Annotated in this window: 17 protein-coding genes; 13 read left to right on the top strand and 4 right to left on the bottom strand. The window is 43.3% G+C overall.

The window, feature by feature from the left end:
- Positions 1-82: 82 nt before the first annotated feature.
- Together Aba26S_RS03655 and Aba26S_RS03650 are read left to right on the top strand one after the other, a co-directional pair.
- A complete protein-coding gene (locus Aba26S_RS03655) occupies positions 83-784 on the top strand; it encodes a hypothetical protein (protein ID WP_043970067.1) in 702 nt (233 codons plus the stop codon).
- Positions 785-830: 46 nt separating this feature from the next.
- Positions 831-1379, top strand: a complete 549-nt coding sequence (locus tag Aba26S_RS03650; protein WP_016651306.1) for a hypothetical protein — start codon at positions 831-833, stop codon at positions 1377-1379.
- Between the two features lie 80 nt (positions 1380-1459).
- Here the strand turns inward: Aba26S_RS03650 and Aba26S_RS03645 are convergent, their stop codons facing one another.
- Entirely contained in the window at positions 1460-2806 is a 1347-nt protein-coding gene (locus Aba26S_RS03645; RefSeq protein ID WP_005238071.1) for a hypothetical protein, read from the bottom strand.
- A gap of 262 nt (positions 2807-3068) precedes the next feature.
- On the opposite strand from Aba26S_RS03645, the gene Aba26S_RS03640 reads away from it, so the two are divergent.
- The 7 genes from Aba26S_RS03640 to urtE all read left to right on the top strand — a co-directional run bounded on the left by Aba26S_RS03640 (position 3069) and on the right by urtE (position 11413).
- A complete protein-coding gene (locus Aba26S_RS03640; RefSeq protein ID WP_005270254.1) occupies positions 3069-3659 on the top strand; it encodes a YqiA/YcfP family alpha/beta fold hydrolase in 591 nt (196 codons plus the stop codon).
- A 14-nt stretch (positions 3660-3673) separates the two neighbouring features.
- Entirely contained in the window at positions 3674-5557 is a 1884-nt protein-coding gene (gene parE, locus Aba26S_RS03635) for a DNA topoisomerase IV subunit B (protein ID WP_005238075.1), read from the top strand.
- A gap of 258 nt (positions 5558-5815) precedes the next feature.
- Positions 5816-7093 (top strand): urea ABC transporter substrate-binding protein, encoded by a 1278-nt coding sequence (urtA, locus tag Aba26S_RS03630; RefSeq protein ID WP_043970064.1) that lies wholly within the window; start codon positions 5816-5818, stop codon positions 7091-7093.
- Between the two features lie 86 nt (positions 7094-7179).
- The gene (gene urtB / locus Aba26S_RS03625; RefSeq protein WP_016651307.1) at positions 7180-8802 is read left to right on the top strand and encodes an urea ABC transporter permease subunit UrtB; all 1623 of its coding nucleotides are present in this window, start codon (positions 7180-7182) and stop codon (positions 8800-8802) included.
- A 4-nt stretch (positions 8803-8806) separates the two neighbouring features.
- Complete coding sequence (gene urtC, locus Aba26S_RS03620; RefSeq protein ID WP_016651308.1) at positions 8807-9877, top strand: urea ABC transporter permease subunit UrtC; 1071 nt, start codon at positions 8807-8809, stop codon at positions 9875-9877.
- Positions 9878-10705, top strand: a complete 828-nt coding sequence (urtD, locus tag Aba26S_RS03615) for an urea ABC transporter ATP-binding protein UrtD (RefSeq protein WP_016651309.1) — start codon at positions 9878-9880, stop codon at positions 10703-10705.
- A 9-nt stretch (positions 10706-10714) separates the two neighbouring features.
- Positions 10715-11413: an urea ABC transporter ATP-binding subunit UrtE gene (gene urtE / locus Aba26S_RS03610; protein ID WP_004776300.1), complete on the top strand. Its 699-nt coding sequence runs from the start codon at positions 10715-10717 to the stop codon at positions 11411-11413.
- 301 nt (positions 11414-11714) lie between these two features.
- Here urtE and Aba26S_RS03605 read toward each other — a convergent pair whose 3' ends face one another.
- The 3 genes from Aba26S_RS03605 to Aba26S_RS03595 all read right to left on the bottom strand — a co-directional run bounded on the left by Aba26S_RS03605 (position 11715) and on the right by Aba26S_RS03595 (position 13938).
- Complete coding sequence (locus tag Aba26S_RS03605) at positions 11715-12452, bottom strand: hypothetical protein (RefSeq protein WP_016651310.1); 738 nt, start codon at positions 12450-12452, stop codon at positions 11715-11717.
- Positions 12453-12533: 81 nt separating this feature from the next.
- The gene (locus Aba26S_RS03600; RefSeq protein WP_016651311.1) at positions 12534-13085 is read right to left on the bottom strand and encodes a GNAT family N-acetyltransferase; all 552 of its coding nucleotides are present in this window, start codon (positions 13083-13085) and stop codon (positions 12534-12536) included.
- Positions 13086-13212: 127 nt separating this feature from the next.
- Positions 13213-13938: an outer membrane protein OmpK gene (locus Aba26S_RS03595; protein ID WP_005270274.1), complete on the bottom strand. Its 726-nt coding sequence runs from the start codon at positions 13936-13938 to the stop codon at positions 13213-13215.
- A 369-nt stretch (positions 13939-14307) separates the two neighbouring features.
- On the opposite strand from Aba26S_RS03595, the gene Aba26S_RS03590 reads away from it, so the two are divergent.
- From Aba26S_RS03590 to dsbD, 4 genes are all read left to right on the top strand, one after another.
- Positions 14308-14682, top strand: a complete 375-nt coding sequence (locus Aba26S_RS03590) for an HPF/RaiA family ribosome-associated protein (protein ID WP_005270277.1) — start codon at positions 14308-14310, stop codon at positions 14680-14682.
- A gap of 143 nt (positions 14683-14825) precedes the next feature.
- Complete coding sequence (locus Aba26S_RS03585; protein WP_016651312.1) at positions 14826-15371, top strand: ankyrin repeat domain-containing protein; 546 nt, start codon at positions 14826-14828, stop codon at positions 15369-15371.
- A 31-nt stretch (positions 15372-15402) separates the two neighbouring features.
- Complete coding sequence (locus tag Aba26S_RS03580; RefSeq protein ID WP_016651313.1) at positions 15403-16170, top strand: transporter; 768 nt, start codon at positions 15403-15405, stop codon at positions 16168-16170.
- A gap of 79 nt (positions 16171-16249) precedes the next feature.
- Positions 16250-18100 (top strand): protein-disulfide reductase DsbD, encoded by a 1851-nt coding sequence (gene dsbD / locus Aba26S_RS03575; protein WP_016651314.1) that lies wholly within the window; start codon positions 16250-16252, stop codon positions 18098-18100.
- The last annotated feature ends 2 nt before the right edge of the window (positions 18101-18102 follow it).

Genomic DNA, 18102 nt, shown 5'->3' with positions numbered 1-18102 from the left:
TTTTTTAGTACACCTCAATAGTTTTGGGGTGTATTTTTTATAAATTAATCTAATTTTTTATAGGGAGGTTGAAATAAAGATTATGAATAAATTTATTTTTTTAAAGATGATAGTTGCTTATGGTTTTTTCTTTAACTTTTGTTATGCAAAAGAAAATTCTTCATGGAATGATTATCTTCAAGATTCTACCCAAGTGAAATCACCTGTGGAATATCTAGATGTATATAATAAGTATTCAGTTATCAATCCTAATTTAAAAATAAAGTTAACGGATTTTGGTAATATTGATAAAACAAAGAAAAATATTAACTACACATTAAAAAAATATGGTGTCCAAATATTAAATGGTAAGGTTGTATATGATGTTTTAAGGACAGCAGTGCCTGTGGAGTCTAATGTTGACTTAGCTTTACTATATCACGATAAAGCTATTTTAGCTTTTAGAATAAGAGAGTTAAGTACTGTTAACTATGTTAAAGTTCCGTTTAAAAGTAATAAAGTCACTGTTTTTATATATAATATAAATAATAATAATTTTACCGAAATACCCGTTATACATTCTGATAGTGAAGATAAGAGTGAACAAACAGACCAACTCATGGGTGATCAGGTAACATATGACATTAAGAAAGGACAGTATACTTATCTTGCAAATGTTAAAACTTATAAAGATGGAAAAATTTCCCAATTCAAGGCTGTTTTAAATGGTAGCTTAAAATGTATTTCGTCGACTTTAGGTTGTGAAACAACAGGAATTCTGTCTGCTGAAAAACAAGCTAAGTAATTTAATTTAGATTTTGGTTAGGTATTTTATTTTAAAGGAATTTATTATGACTTCATCCTATAGAAAATATACCTACATTCTAGGCTTGGTCAGTCTAAGTCTCTTAGCTTCTTCCTGTAGCAATGCGCCAGAAAAGAAACATGAAATTTCCGATCAAAGCCAAATAAAAAAAGGCCCGTCAATTTCTACAAAGTTAAAAAATGATGATGGTTTCCTGATCACTTCGCTTCCTTATAACTCAAATGCACATCTTAACTGTATTTTATCGGCACAAAGAATGAACTGCGGCTCAATCAATTTGATTGATAGTGTTCGTCTAATCAAAGTTTATAACTTTATCAACCCACGTTATGGTGATTCAGTCGTTTTCCCAGAAACAAGTGCAGGCATTTTATTAATTGCATCTCCTTCTTCAAGTGAAGCAGGAAATCCAGAAATAAATCTGACAACAGTAAACAAGTTTGGTTTGGTTAAAAGCATTACCTTAGATGCATCTCAAAATATTGTGATTAATCAGAAGTATGAAATTTTATATAAAGAAGATGGAAAAGATCTAAAACTGAAATTAAATGACCGAGGTGAATTTGTGAAGTAAAGCTATTCCTTAGATGATTGAGCCTGTTACAGCTTTTGACCGAAAAAAGCTCAGCTAAAATCTAACTGAGCTTTTATCGTTTAGGTCTCAACAATGCCTTCTAAATCATCAAAGGTATAGTTATGCGGGACATTGATCATATGGGTTTGTACACCGGCCTCAACTTTTTCTCTGGCATCTGGGTATAACCAACGCGTAATCTGTTCGGCCACACTCGAATGATACTGAATTTCAAAATGATTCAGCCCATAAAAAACTGCTTTATGCGTATCAGGCAACTTCAACTGAAAACGTGGATTCTGGTGTTCACCCAAAGCACTCTTCACACTGACCAAATAGTCCCCAATCACAGACAGCGCTTTATTCCGTAACTTCTCAAATTCTAAAGTCCCTGCAATCAAGAAGGTATTGATATGGGACGGTAACGGAGCGGGTTTGCGATTGTCATCAGCAAAACCAATGCGGGCATCATTGTGTTCCCAGTCATCATCACGAACACTGCCATAACGCAGATCGAGTATGCCATTACTACGCACATTCACCAACTGACCTAGCAAGTTGATAAAGGGGAAGCCGCCGAGTTTGTCCTGCAAGACGAAACCAAAGCGTTCAAGTACTGCACCATGATGAGGCGAACCGATGCAGACCAGATTCTCGACCATATGAACCCATTGATACAGATTCTGTTTGCCATAAAACAGGGCACTACGTGAAACCAAGCCGCCCATACTGTGGCCAATCAGGTCAATACTGGTGATACGTGGGTTACGTTGCACCAAATCCTCTAAGGTATTGGCAAAACTACGGCCATTGGCAGAAATTCGGCGTCCGGTGTTGTAATTGAGATACAACATGGTGTTGTTATCTCGTTGCGCAAGTAAGCGTTCACCAATCCCGCCATAGCGATGATTAGACCAGGTCAAATGGTTCATGCATAAACCATGGGCAAGAATTACCACACGTCCGGTTAACTCGCCTTGCTGTAAAGAACCATAGTGATCATAAAGCACCATTGGCAAGGCCATTGGATTGTGTTGCTTTAAAAAGAAATCACCAAAAATTCCATTCAGTGCGCCCACTAAAAAATGCAGTGTGGGAGTCAGAGGTTTGTCATGTAAGACTGGAAATTTTTCAATAATGCGACGTAAATTGGGCGCAAGAAAGTGACTGCCATATTTTTGCAGTGCTACATAAGAGAACTGATAAAATTTTTGCAGTTGTGGGTGCTTTTGTAATTGTTTGGCTTTTTGTGCACTTAAACCGAGCGTTGTCCTTAATACCTCGGTTTGTACCACTTGAATCAGTTCGTGTACGCCACTGAGGCTGGTACTGACCAGCTGTGCCAAACCCTCCAAAACATCTGCCTGACTTGGGGGCGTGCGATCCCACTTACAATAAGTTTCATGCAGAGGTGTTAAACTTGGCATATTAATTTCCCCATCCTTGATATATACCGAAGGTTTGAAGTGATTTTTCTGAATATTGTTTAGATAAACTACAACAAACGCTTACATCTTATGTCTTTCATGCGTAATTTTTTTAGAATACTGATGAACGGAGTACAGTATCGTTTTTTGTGTCAGACAATATCGAGCTTAAATGTAATTTATATTGTTGTTTGATTAACAATTAATCAAAATAATGTGATTTATTTCACTTTATGTCAAGCTATTGCCTATTTGGGTGCGTATGCAAATTATCTATCTACATGGTTTTCGCAGCAGTCCGATGTCAGTAAAAGGGCAACAGCTGCAACAATTTTGTGCACAGCATGACACGATACAGGTGCATTTACCTGATTTAAATCAAACGCCCGAGCAGGTACTGACACAACTTTCGCAGCTTATCGAAAATTTACCATCTGATAAAGTGGTTTTAGTTGGAAGTAGCCTTGGAGGCTTTTACGCGACATATCTTGTCGCCAAATATGCCTGTCCTGCTGTACTGATCAATCCAGCTATGCAACCATGGCAATTATTCGAAGATTTATTCGGGATTGAGCAAATCCCGCTCAAAGTCACTGAATCATGGACGCTTGATGCCGATCAATTGCAGCAATTACAATCGATTGCTGACACGAAACTCAATCATGCTGATAAAATTCTGGTGCTGTTGCAACAAGGCGATGAAGTCTTGGATTATCGTGAAGCTCAACGTTATTATAGTGCTGTTCATCCATCATCATTGATTTTAACCGACGCAGATGGTAATCATGCAATGGATGATTTTGAAGAAAAATTACCTTTAGTTCTCGAATTTTTATCGGCAGCCCTCCAATAAGGAAGTCAGACCCAGTGACACAATACACGGCACAATCCCTTGAAGTTCTTTCTGGTTTAGATCCAGTTCGTCGTCGACCAGGCATGTATACCGATACCTCACGTCCAAACCATTTGGCGCAAGAGGTAATTGATAATGCAGTCGATGAAGCGCTTGCAGGGCACGCCAATCAAATTTGTGTCACGGTTTATGAAGATGGCTCATTGTCGGTTGAAGATAATGGACGGGGGATGCCTGTCGATATCCATCCTGAATATGGACAAAGTGGTATCGAAATCATTTTGACCAAATTGCATGCCGGTGGCAAATTCAGCACCGATAACTACCAGTTTTCGGGGGGATTGCACGGGGTTGGGATTTCGGTGGTGAATGCGCTATCGACCCGTGTTGAAGTTGCGGTACAGCGTCAGGGTAACCTGTATCAAATGGCCTTTGAACAAGGTGAGCCTGTTGCTCCTTTATCGGTGCTTGAAGGTAAAGTGGCCAAGCGCGCAACGGGTACAACGGTGCGTTTCTGGCCTGAAGGCAAGTATTTTGATAGCCCTAAATTTGCACTGAAAGCGCTGAAACATAATTTAAAAGCCAAAGCCGTTTTAGCCGCGGGCTTAAAGATTATTTATGACGATAAAATCAATAAAGAAAAGATTGAATGGCAGTTTGAAAATGGTCTGGTCGACTATTTGATGGATGAACTGCAAGATCGGGACATCTTGCCTGATCCTGCTTTTGTCAGTAGTGGCCAAGCAGACCGCGCGGCCTGTGAGTTTGCGATTTGCTGGAATGTCGAAGGTGGCGAGCAGATTCAGGAAAGTTATGTCAACCTGATTCCAACCGCGCAAGGCGGTACCCATGTCAATGGTTTACGTTCGGGTGTGACGGAGGCTTTGCGTGAGTTCTGTGAATTACGCAATTTGTTGCCACGTAATATGAAGTTGTCTGCGGAAGATGTTTGGGATGGGGTGAATTTTATTCTATCGCTGAAATTCCAAGAGCCACAATTCTCGGGCCAAACCAAAGAACGGTTATCCAGTCGTGAAGCCTCTAATATTGTACTGAACATCGCCAAAGATGCGTTTGCTTTATGGCTGAATCAACATGCGGAGATTGCGACGCAATTGGCTGAAATGGCGATTGCCAAAGCCGGACGTCGTCTCAAAGCCGCTAAAAAAGTTGAACGTAAAAAGATTGTTGCCGGCCCGGCTTTACCTGGAAAGTTGGCAGACTGTGTCGGCTTAACTCGTGAAGACAGTGAGCTGTTTATTGTCGAGGGAGATTCTGCAGGCGGTAGTGCCAAACAGGCGCGAGACAAGAATTTCCAAGCGATTATGCCGATCCGCGGAAAAATTCTGAATACTTGGGAAGTCTCTTCGGACGAAGTGCTGGCTTCTCAAGAAGTGCATGATATTGCCATCGCCATTGGCGTTGATCCGGGCAGTGATGATCTGTCTGAATTACGCTATGGCAAAATCTGTATCCTTGCCGATGCGGACTCGGATGGTCTACATATCGCCACCTTATTATGTGCTTTATTTGTCAAACATTTCCCGACTTTGGTTGAAGAAGGTCATTTGTTTGTGGCGATGCCGCCGCTCTATCGTATTGATATTGGTAAAGAAGTGTACTACGCCTTGGACGATGATGAGCTTGAAAGCATTTTGAAGAAGGTCAAGGGCAATAAAAATCCGCAGATCACCCGATTCAAAGGGTTGGGTGAGATGAATGCCAGTCAGTTGCGTGAAACCACCATGGACCCGAACACCCGTCGTTTGGTGCAGTTGGATTTGGATGATGCGCATTTAACCGCAGGTTTATTGGATAAATTGCTGGCGAAAAAGCGTTCAGCTGACCGCAAACACTGGTTAGAGCAAAAGGGTAATCTCGCTGATATTACTGTCTAAATGGCTTGAGCCATGCACCGATTAAAGCCAAGCTGATGCTTGGCTTTTTCTTTGGCTGCTTGATTCTGATTCGAGCTGAACAAATTTGCATCATTTTAGTTCATCGCGTATTTTTTGTATGCAATGTTGTATACAAGATCCATGAAATAATCAGAGACCTTGATTAAATATAATAAAAAACAATTGGTTATTGTGTTGGCATAAAAATTGAATAACTCCACCCAGTAAAAATCACAATATTGATGGGTGGAGAGGAAGATGCAAAATAAATTGTCGATGTCCGTACTGATGGCTGCCATGATGGGAATCGGTCTGGTCGGCTGTTCAAAACCAGCAGAAAAAACAGAACAAACCAAAACAGAAACCAAGATGGCACCCGCAACAAGCGGCGACACCATTAAAGTGGGAATCCTGCATTCACTTTCAGGCACCATGGCGATCTCAGAGACTTCGCTGAAAGACACCGCCTTGATGACCATCAATGAAATCAATGCCAATGGTGGGGTACTGGGTAAAAAGTTAGAACCTGTGATTGTTGACCCTGCGTCGGATTGGCCATTGTTTGCAGAAAAAGCCCGTCAGTTGATTACTCAAGATAAGGTCGCAGTCATTTTTGGCTGTTGGACATCCGTTTCGCGTAAATCAGTGCTGCCTGTGGTCGAAGAGTTGAATGGCTTGTTGTTCTACCCAGTGCAATATGAAGGCCAAGAACAATCTAAAAATATCTTCTATACCGGTGCAGCACCGAATCAACAAGCGATTCCTGCGGTTGAATATTTGATGGGGGATGAAGGCGGTAAAGCAGAACGTTTTGTGTTGCTCGGCACCGATTATGTCTATCCACGCACCACCAATAAAATCTTACGTGCCTTCTTGAAGTCGAAAGGCGTGGCTGATGCCGACATCATGGAAGAATACACCCCATTTGGTCACAGCAATTATCAAACCATTGTTTCCAATATTAAGAAGTTCTCTGCGGGTAAAAAGACTGCGGTGATCTCGACTATTAATGGAGATTCTAATGTGCCGTTCTATCGTGAATTGGGTAACCAAGGCATTAAAGCATCCGATATTCCAGTCATGGCCTTCTCTGTAGGTGAGGAGGAATTACGTGGGATCGATACCAAACCATTGGTCGGTCATTTAGCAGCATGGAATTATTTCATGTCGGTGAAAAATCCGAAGAACACCGAGTTTGTGAATAAATTCAAACAATATGCAGTGCAATACAAATTGCCAAATGCCGACAAAGTCGTGACCAACGATCCGATGGAAGCGACCTATGTTGGGATCAATATGTGGAAGCAAGCCGTTGAAAAAGCGGGCACGACTGAGGTCGACAAAGTCCGTGATGCGATGGCGGGTCAGACCTTCGCTGCCCCATCAGGCTATACCCTCAAAATGGATGAAAGCAATCACCATCTACATAAGCCAGTGATGATTGGGCAGATCCGTGCGGATGGCCAATTTGATGTGGTCTACAAAACACCGCAAACCATCAAGGCCGAGCCTTGGAGTCCGTATATCCCGAAATAAAGTTTTTTCGCCTGCTGTGTTGGCAGCAGGCATTTTTGTTCTGACTTTTTGATCTATTTAAAACCGTAAAAATAAGGGGGAGTTCTATGACGAAACACTATGTTTTGGCACTGCTCTGCATCATGGCACAGATAATGTTTAGTCCAGCATGGGCAGAAGTCACATCCGCAACAACCGTGACGTCTACAGCTTCTCAAGATGCGATTCAGACCTTTGTGAAGTCAGATTTTGCGGCGCGTCGTGCCATGCTCAATCAATGGCCTGCCAGTATTGAACAGCTGGATCAACTGGTCGCCTATATTGATCAAAATGAGCTGTATACCGACAGTGCAGGCAATACCTATCTGTTAAAAAATGATGACAAACTGTTCAGTTACCCCGCACAGCAAGCCATTGAAAATTGGCCTGCCGATCTCACCCAAGTCACTTTGGTCAATACTCTGCGCAAGGCGCTGAATTTTGGTCAGGCCAAGGCCAAACTGAATTCTACAGATGCCTCGCAACGTTTGGCTGCGGTGGATATTTTAGAAAATAATTTGGCTGAACTCGATGTCGCGATGGTGAAGCAGCTTTATCTGAATGAAAAAAATGATCAGGTCAAAGCACGTTTAGCACAGCTCAAAGCCCGTTTGGATTTTAACAGTCCTGATGCGTTTACCCAGCTTGAAGCCGTAAAAGTCTTGGCGGATTCCAATCGTCCTGATGTGTTTGCCTTAATCACTCAAACTTTACAACAACCACAAAGCAATCCTGCATTGAAGGCAGCGTTGTTGGATGCACACAATAAAATTAAAACCCGACTACAAATCAGTGAGTGGTCAGGCCATATCTTTTCTGGCCTCAGTACCGCCAGCATTTTGCTGCTTGCGGCACTTGGCTTAGCCATTACCTATGGTCTGCTTGGGGTAATTAACATGGCACATGGTGAGCTGATCATGATCGGTGCCTATACCACCTATGTGATTCAAAGCTTTTTTAAAACCCATTTTGCGGGGCTGGTGGACTGGTATCTATTGGCGGCAATTCCTGCGGCTTTTCTGGTTAGTGCCTTGATGGGCATGTTGATTGAACGCACCGTGATCCGTCCGCTCTATGGTCGACAATTGGAGACTTTACTTGCGACCTTTGGGGTGAGTCTGATCCTGATGCAATTGGTGCGGATGGTGTTTGGTGCGCAAAATGTCGAGGTTTCTAACGTGGTATGGCTCAGTGGTGGCATCGCGGTGACGCCAAGCTTAATGCTACCTTATAACCGAATTGCGATTATTGCTTTTACTGTTGCGGTGCTATTACTGCTGCTGTTTTTACTCAATAAAACCCGTTTTGGTTTATTTGTCCGAGCTGTGACCCAAAACCGTCAAATGGCGCGTGCTGTGGGTATCCGTTCTGCACGAATTGACATGATGGCCTTTGGACTGGGCTCAGGTTTGGCAGGGTTGGCAGGCTGTGCCTTGGCGCAGGTGGGTAATGTTGGACCTGACCTTGGGCAAAATTACATTATTGATGCCTTCCTTGTGGTCGTGGTCGGTGGTGTTGGTCAAGTCTGGGGCGCGGTATTGGCAGCCCTTGGATTGGGCATTAGTGGCACGGTGCTGGAAATTGGTTTAGGTGCAGTGCTGGCAAAAATTATTCTCTTGGTTCTTGTGATTTTGTTTATCCAAAAGCGTCCACAAGGTTTGTTCGCCATCAAAGGCCGTTTTGTGGAGTAAGCCCATGAAAATCACTTCTTTATTTGCCGACAAACCGTATAGCGCCGTGGCGATTGCAGTTTGTTTCGGGGTGCTGTTGCTGTTGCCGTGGTTGCATCTGTTGTCGCCTGATTCGACCTTTTATCTGTCTGCTTATTGGATCACCTTGATTGGCAAGATCATGTGTTTGGCCTTGGTGGCTTTGGCATTGGATTTGGTCTGGGGCTATGCTGGGATTTTGAGCTTGGGGCATGGTTTGTATTTTGCTTTGGGCGGTTATGCCTTTGGCATGTACCTGATGCGTCAATCCGCAGGCGATGGGCTGCCTGATTTTATGCGTTTTCTCAGTTGGACGGAGTTGCCATGGTATTGGGTCGGTACCGAGCATATTGCCTGGGCTTTGGCTTTAGTCATTCTTGTTCCTGGTCTGATCGCATTTATTTTTGGTTTCTTTGCCTTTCGCTCGAAAATCAAAGGTGTGTATTTTTCGATTATTACTCAAGCCATGACCTTTGCCGCAGCGTTATTGTTCTTCCGCAATGAAACAGGCTTTGGCGGCAATAATGGTTTTACGGGTTTTAAGACCATTCTTGGTTTTGATATCACCTCTGCACCGATGCGTGCCACGCTATGCTTTGTGACGGCATTGATGTTGATGTTGTGCTTCCTTGGTCTGCGCCAACTGATGAATCGTCCTTATGGACGGGTCTTGGGTGCAATTCGTGATAGTGAAAATCGCTTGCAATATCTTGGCTATCGCACGTTGTGGTACAAGCTGTCGGCATGGGTACTGTCGGCGGTGATTGCGGGTATCGCTGGGGCATTATATGTGCCGCAGGCGGGCATCATCAACCCAAGTGAAATGAACCCAGTCAATTCAATCGAAATGGCGGTGTGGGTGGCTGCGGGTGGACGCGGAACCTTGATTGGCCCAATTTTAGGGGCTGGTTTAATCAATGCAGTGAAAACCTATTTCACAGTGGCTGCACCAGAAGCATGGTTATTGATCTTAGGTGCGTTGTTCATCGTGGTGACCTTATTCTTACCTAAGGGTGTCATTGGTTTATTTGACCGTTTTAAAAAGGAGCGTGACTAAATGAGTGATGTATTAATAGACTCAGCTCAACATGGCGGTCAACTGGGTGAGGGCTATGGTCGTGCCAAGCCACAAGGTGCGGATTTTAGCCACGGCATTGCCTTGTATCTGGAAAAAGTCAGTGTCTGGTTTGACTCATTCCGAGCCTTGAATGATCTGTCGCTGTACATTGCTGAGGGCGAATTACGCTGTATTATCGGGCCAAATGGGGCGGGTAAAACCACCTTGATGGATGTGATTACTGGTAAAACTCGTCCGACCACAGGCACGGCATTTTTTGGGCAAAACTATGATCTTGCCAAAATGAGTACCGAGCAAATTGCTGAAGCGGGCATCGGTCGAAAATTCCAAAAACCAACCGTATTTGAAAATTTTACCGTCATGGAAAATCTACTGTTGGCAGCACCTCGAGATAAACGGGTGAAAAAAAGTTTATTTTCCCGTTTAGATCCAGAAGCGCAATTGGCCTTGGATGAAAGTCTGGAACAGATCCGCTTACAGGAATTTGTGCAAAAGCCAGCAGGGTTACTTTCACATGGACAAAAACAGTGGCTGGAAATTGGCATGTTGCTGATGCAACGACCGCAGTTAATTTTACTGGATGAGCCTGTTGCTGGTATGACCGATGCTGAAACTGAGCGCACGGCTGAACTGTGTCTGGAGCTGAAGAAAAATCATACTCTTGTAGTGGTCGAGCATGACATGAGCTTTATTGACACCATCAGTGAGAAAGTCACGGTACTGGCGCAAGGGGCAATCTTGGCCGAGGGCACATTGGCAGAGGTTCAGGCCAATGAAGATGTGATTGAAAAGTATTTAGGACGCTAGGAGAGACACATGCTAGAAGTGAAACAAATCAATCAATTCTATGGTGGCAGTCATATTCTGCGTGATGTGTCTTTTAACGCGCCTGTGGGTGAATGCAGTGTGGTGCTAGGACGTAATGGTGTGGGCAAAACCACCTTGCTGAAATGCTTGATGGGCATTCTGCCGATTAAGTCGGGGCAAATCCTGCTGGATGGCAAAGACATCGCCAAAATGTCCCCTGAGCAACGGGTGCGTGCGGGTTTGGCCTATGTGCCGCAAGGTCGTGATATCTTTTCAACCTTGACCGTAGAGGAAAATATTTTAATTGGTATGGCGAAATTTTCAGGAGCCAAGACCCGTAAAGTGCCAAGCCATTTATATGAAATTTTCCCTGTGCTGGATGAAATGAAACATCGCCGTGGTGGTGATTTATCCGGTGGGCAGCAACAACAGCTTGCGATTGCCCGTGCTTTGGCTTCAGAGCCGAGTGTTTTGATTTTGGATGAACCGACCGAAGGGATTCAGCCCTCGATTATTAAAGATATTGGTCGGGTGATTCGTAAGCTGGCCGATCAGGGCGAAATGGCGATTATTCTGGTAGAGCAGTTTTATGATTTTGCCGAAGAGTTGGCAGATGCGTATACCGTCATGGCGCGTGGGCAGGTGATTGCGCAAGGGCGGGGGGAGGAGATGCCTGAGAAGGGGATTCGAGAGTTGGTGGCGATTTAAAACACTCGAAAGAGATTTTCGGCCTACGGCCTGATTAAACAGTGATCATTGTGGAATCTTATTGTTTTATATCTAATCTTAGGATAAACCTGCGGTTCGCCCTACTTTGGTTTCGCCCTGAGAAGCGTTTGAAGCTTCGTAAGGGCAAAGGCATTTATCACCTATGCAATGAGTGATTAAAGCTGCTCAATCTTTATTGCAACTTTTCTTGCGCTTCGCTAAAGCTTTAGTCGCTTTAGCTTGCTCAGGTTGTAGATGACATTTCCGAGTATCATATTTGAGGCTGACTTTTGATGGTTTGTTAACCTTCAACCTTATAGAACGTTCCGCCTGCATAGACATTGTGTCCAAAGCCACATGAGGACTCACCATTGTTTTGTTCAACCTCAATTTTTTGTCCAAGCTTTGCATCATTGGCAAATTGGAGTTTGATCTGACAGTCTTCATAGCGATAGCTGGCTTGCTTTGACTTGAGTGGCATGGTCGTTTCGAATTGCCCCATATTCGGACCATAGATCAAACCGCGCAGCCCGAAGTAGTAGCCATCGAAGGCGATCTGATATTGATTCTGTTTTTTGCTGACCTTGAGATAATCCCATTGTCCAAAACCATTGGCACGGACATAAGTCCCTTGTAGGTCAGAGGATATTTTAGGTTTAGGCAATTGTTTTAAGTTGTATTGACTGGTTTTCGAGTCTTTATCTCTGAGAAACCAAACGCTTGCCCATTGCGGTTTGCCTAACTTGGCATAACTCAAGCCGACATTATTGTTGGCGATTTCAATATCTCGGTCACTGACCTGAATACCGCTTTCATCTGCATTGGCCTGACAAAAATGCGCCCATGCTGCTTGGTCTTCAAATTGTTTGGCGGCTTTGAGATATTGTTTTTGATCGTAAAACTTTTTACCTGCTTGTGCATATTGTTTCACTTTGGCACAACCTTGCTGTAATTCCTGCTCAAAAGAAAATTCGGCAAAGCTGGCGCTTGAACTGATTGCCATGACGAGGCACAGACCGAGTTGGGATGTTTTAATCATTTTGGCTATTTTTGAAATGAAGTCTTGTTTTCATTTTAAGCCATAATAGAGTTGCCTGACAGTACGGTAAAAGTAAGGTTTTTATGGAGATTCTGTGAGTTGCAGTTGCATCCAGACCAAATCCCGCCATGTCCCAAACTTTTGTCCTACCTGCGGCATATAGCCTGTTTGGACAAAACCAAGCTGTTCGTGTAGCACAATCGAGCCCTTATTTTCACTATCAATGGCAGCCACCATGATATGCATGTTTTGCTGTTTGGCCAGATGAATCAGTTGTTGCATCAGGGCCTTGCCCAGACCTTGGCGTGCATAGCTGGGGTCAACAAACACAGAATGTTCAATGCTTTGACGATAGCCGCTGATGGTTCGAAAGGCTGTGTAATAGGCATAAGCAGCGACTTGATGGCTATTCAGGTCTTCAACCACAATCATGGGAAAATGCTGTTGCTGCATGTTATGGAAGCGTTGTTGATAATCCGCAAGTGAAACAGCTTGATCATTCCAGTTCGCCGTGCCATTGAGAATCTCTGCATTATAGATGGCAAGGATTGTCTCAAGGTCATCAACGGTGGCAAAACGAATTTTGAAGGGTGCAGCTACACAAGATGGGGCAAGAGCAATATTTACAGACATGGGCGAAGGTCATCACATCAATCAATAGATACAACGTTGATAGAACCAAAATCAACGATGCTTAATATTCGGTGATACAAATAAAAACAGCAAGGAATTCCTTGCTGTTTTTAACATTCTAAAGCGTTTAGAAGTGGTATTTAATTAAAGCGCTGACGTTGTTTTCGTCACGGTTTTTCATACCGAATTTGTTATTCCAAATCGAATGCTCAACACCTAAATAAAGACGTGTATCCGGTGAAATGTGTTTACCTAGATTCCACTTGTATTGCGTGGTCCAGTTCAGTTCGCTGGCATGATCTTTCTCGCCAGTCGACCAGTCAAGGAAACCATCCACCAAAAAGTCTTCATTTGATACTTTAAATGGCAAAGCATAAGCGATGGTCATTTGATAGTCATCAGCAGTTTTTTCGTTGTTGGCGCGATAGAAGTTGACATTCATATATTGGAAATATGGAACTGCAAGATCGAAGCCGACACCATACAAGAAGTTGTCAAAACTAGAGAAATCGTCGTTATTGCTTTCCCAGGTGGTTGAGATCAATACATCTTTAATCGGGCCAAACGCAAGTTTCTGACCTGAAATTTCACCGAGGCTTAAACGAGGAGAAAGCTCGAAATAGGTGCTTTTATGGTCATCGCTGCCACGCATACGATCCATAAAGAAAAAGACATCGGCATATTTAACTTTTGCCGCATACTCAACGGTCAATGTTGTTTGTTTTTTATCAACAACTTCATAGTTTTCACCATATAGTCCGGTCAAGCTAAAGTCTTGCCAAATCGGCTTTGCTTGCGCAAAAGTTGCTGTTGATCCCAATAAACATACCGCTGTAAGTTGCTTCAATTGCATTTAAAAAATCTCCCCCCAAAAAGGCGTGTAAAGCATACAAGGTATTAAGCAAAAATAAAGCCAAATTTGACCAAATGAACAAAAGAATTGTATATGGCAAAGCAGGTGATTCAGGGGGTAAAAATAATGCTCTTTTTGCTGAAGATTTCATCAAAATGTCAAAAATCAGCTTGCATATTTGTAAGGAAAGACAGATATTGAAGTTATAGAAGATCTTCTTACATACTGAAAAGCAACAGATGCAAGCGAGGAGACAACAGGTATTTACATAATCAAAATATACAACTGCACTGAATGATCGCATGCTCAAAGTGTGCCAAATAAGAAAGTTTTGTAGCACCGTCTCACAGATAAGAGAGGAAGATATTTATGAATATTGAAATCCGTACAGATAAAAACATTCAAGGTAGTGAACGCTTAATCAGTTATGTTCGTGCAGAACTTACACAAGAATTTCAACGCTATAGCGAGCGTATTACACATTTTTCGGTTCATATTAGTGATGAGAACGGGGAGAAAACGGGCGATCATGACAAACGTTGTATGATTGAGGCTCGTCCAGCAGGAATGAAACCTGTTGCAGTGACACATAAAGCAGCAAATATTGATAACTCGATCCATGGTGCGATTGATAAACTGAAACGTAGTTTGGAGCATCTCTATGAGAAAAAAGAGCACCACCGTGGTGGTTTACCCGAATATGTTGATGTCGATGATGATGTAAAAGTAGATGATGAAGCCTAAGAGGCAACGCATAAAAAAAGCCCTGTTTGGGGCTTTTTTTATGCCTGTATCAAATTTATACATGATTTTTTAGGTGCTTTTATAAAATCCTGTCAGGATATTCGGCATAATAGACCCATTAAAAAATATTGTGAGAAATGGTCATGTTAAATAAGCAGCAGCAGGCCTTGGTGCAAGCCATACAACAACTCGATTTAGACCAAGTGCGAGCTTTACTTGCTGAAGGACTTGATCCGAATTTTATTGACCCGGAACAAGGTCCCCCAGTTTCCGTCATTTGTGATGGTTTATTTGTCTGGTGGGAACAAATCTGTGAGGCCTATGAAGCCGGAAAACCCTTGAGCGAAACAGAAAAGCAACAACAGCTGCAAGTTTATTTAGACATTTTAGATGTGCTCATTCAAGCCAAAGCCAATTTGCATTTATGGGACGCAGAAGAATTTTATGGTCCGCTTTGGGATGCAGCAAGTTCTGCCTGCGTGCCTGTGGTTCAACGTTTACTTGATGAAAAAGTCGATCCAAATACCCGTGATGAAGAAGGTCTCACTGTTTTATCATCGATCAGTCAATTATTTTTTGATTGCGAATTTGATGAAATCGATTGGTCTGAGTCATTGCAGGAAGAGCGTGCAACATTGGAGTTGCTACGTCAACATGGTGCAAAAATGTCAAAAGAGCTCAGCGCATAAGCGAAGCCAGCAAAATACAAAGAGGAACATGATGAAAACATTTCAAACATTGAGCTTGGTTACAGCATCGATGCTGGCAAGTACGGCTTTTGCGGCTGACTTTTCTTTTGATCGCCCTGGTTCGGGGATCAGTACAGGGATTACTCCTGTCGGGCAGTTAGCCTGGGAGCAGGGTTTGCCAACGGTTAGCTACCACGAGGGGAGTGTCAATGGAGTCAAAGACAAGACTTTAACCTTGAATGGTGACATGTTATTGCGTACTGGTTTGGCAGATGGCCTGGAATTACAACTCGGTTGGCAAGGGCCTGTTTGGCAGCAGTACAAACGTGCAGGCGTGACAAAAGAAAGCAATGGTTTAGGCGATGTCAGTATCGGTTTGAAAAAAGCCATTGATTTAAAAGATGACCGTTTATCGATGGCATTATTGGCCGAAGCAATTATTGCAACGGGCAATGATGAATTCACGGCACATGATGATATCTATAGCTTAACCTCAGCCGTGGCATATAAGTTCAGTGATTTGATTGGTACCTCGATTACCATGCGTTATGAAGCGCAGAACAGTAATTGGGCGGTGACTGCGATTCCAACCATTGACTATAAAATTGCAGGTAAATTATCGGGCTATTCTGAGTTTGTTTACCGTAAAGCAGAGAGTCAAGACTATGAATATGGTCTAGGCACAGGTCTGATTTATGCCTTGAATAATCGTATGCAATTGGATGCCAGCATTGGGGTTGATCTCAATGGGGATCAGAAAGGTTATAACGGTGGCTTCGGCGTGTCGGTTTTATTCTAACAACAATGCTCCTGAATTCTCTTAAATTCACTTCTGCATAAGTGGCAGGGAGGCTCAGGAGAATAACAGTGAGATAATCATGAAAATGTCTGTTCAAGGTGGTAATTGTTTCCCACTGATGAGTTGGTTTGTGGGGACCTTATTGCTGTTATGTGGGTCGTTGGCTTACGCGCAAGCGAATTCATCAGCAGCTTTGCTGAGCCCTGAACAGGCATTTGCATTTACAGTTGAATCGACGCAGCCGAATCAGGCGCGTTTACATTGGTCAATTCAGCCGAACTATTATCTTTATCAACATAAATTTGAAGTACAACAAGGCAATCAGCCACTTGCATTAACATTGCCTAAAGCAGTCGAGCAGTATGATGAGAACTATGGCCATAGCCAAGTCTATTATCAGCAAGCGGAGTTTAGCATCCCGACGCAGGCATCACAGCATTATCGGGTGACTTGGCAAGGCTGTGCCAAAGACCGGATTTGTTATCCTCCGCAAAATATTGAATTTCAGACCGATGCCGATGGCTTGGTCAGTGCTCAGAATGTCAGTGCAAATAGCAAAAAAAGCTTTTTAGATGTGGCTCGCTCATCGAGCGCCTTAAATGCCCAAACGGCAAACAAGGATGACGTGCAAGCTGAGCCAACTGCACAAAGCTCAAATTCAAATAACTCGGTTGGTATGGCACAAGACCAAAAATGGTCCAGCGCACTCGAACAGCATTCCTTGGCCTATAGCATTTTATTATTTTTGGGTTTGGGCATTTTATTGGCCTTTACCCCATGTTCTTTGCCGATGTTACCCATTCTGACCTCCTTGATTGTACGAGACAATAAAGGGGTGAAAGCATGGTCGATTGCACTGACTTTTGTGGTCAGTATGGCCTTGGTCTATGCGGTATTGGGTTTAATTGCTTCTGCGGCGGGATTGAATTTTCAGCGTTGGTTACAGCAACCTGCAACGCTGATTGCATTTAGTCTATTATTCGTGGCATTTGCCCTCAATCTATTTGGTTTATTTGAGTTAAAACTGCCGCAGAACTGGGTTAATCGACTGGATCAGATGCAATCCAATCAAAAGGGCGGGACCTTGGTCGGCGCCAGTGTCATGGGCATGATCTCTGCCCTGTTGGTGGGGCCGTGTATGACTGCACCTTTGGCAGGGGTGTTACTGTTTATCTCGCAGACGCAGAGCCAATGGCAAGGTGCGCTGCTGCTATTTACACTGGGTTTTGGCATGGGAATTCCCTTGCTACTCGCCAGTGTGTTGGGGGCGAAAGCCTTACCCAAAGCTGGCGACTGGATGAATCAAATCAAAGTCATTTTTGCCTTTCTGATGTTGGCATTGAGCATTTATTTTATTCGTCCGTTATTGCCGGAACTGGCGATTCAAATGCTGAGCCTGATTCTCGGTTTGGCCTTTATTATTTATGCGGCGTATCGTCTATTTGGACAGAAATCTAAACTGCAATGGCTGTATGCGGTGTTGCTGGTTTTAGCCATTCCGGCATTGGCGTTTAACCAATACCAGCATATTCAAAATCTCAGCTCGGTTCAGGCAGATAAATTGGCTGACTGGCATGTAGCACAGACGGCAGCTGAATTTCAGCAAATCCTTGCCCATGCTCCCAAAGATCGTGGCATTGTGATTGATGTCTATGCGGACTGGTGTGTAGCATGCCAGCCGATTGAGCATCGCATTTTAAAAGATGCAGAGGTGCAACAAGCATTATCAGGCTATTATTTGATTAAACTGGATTTAAGCCACTACGATGCATCACATCAAGCCTTGTTGGCACAGTGGGATATTTTAGGACCACCCACTTATTTGTTTTTAGATCAGCAACAACAAGAAATTCGCTCGCTGCGCTTAACTGGCGCATTTCAAAAAAGCGAGCTATTACAACAACTGGCTTTATTTAAAGGGAAACAATAACA

It is taken from the genome of Acinetobacter sp. NBRC 110496 (assembly GCF_000876115.1).
In the GTDB taxonomy this organism is placed as follows: domain Bacteria; phylum Pseudomonadota; class Gammaproteobacteria; order Pseudomonadales; family Moraxellaceae; genus Acinetobacter.
Note: the sequence above shows the minus strand (reverse complement) of the source record. Positions and strands in the feature narration are given on the sequence as shown.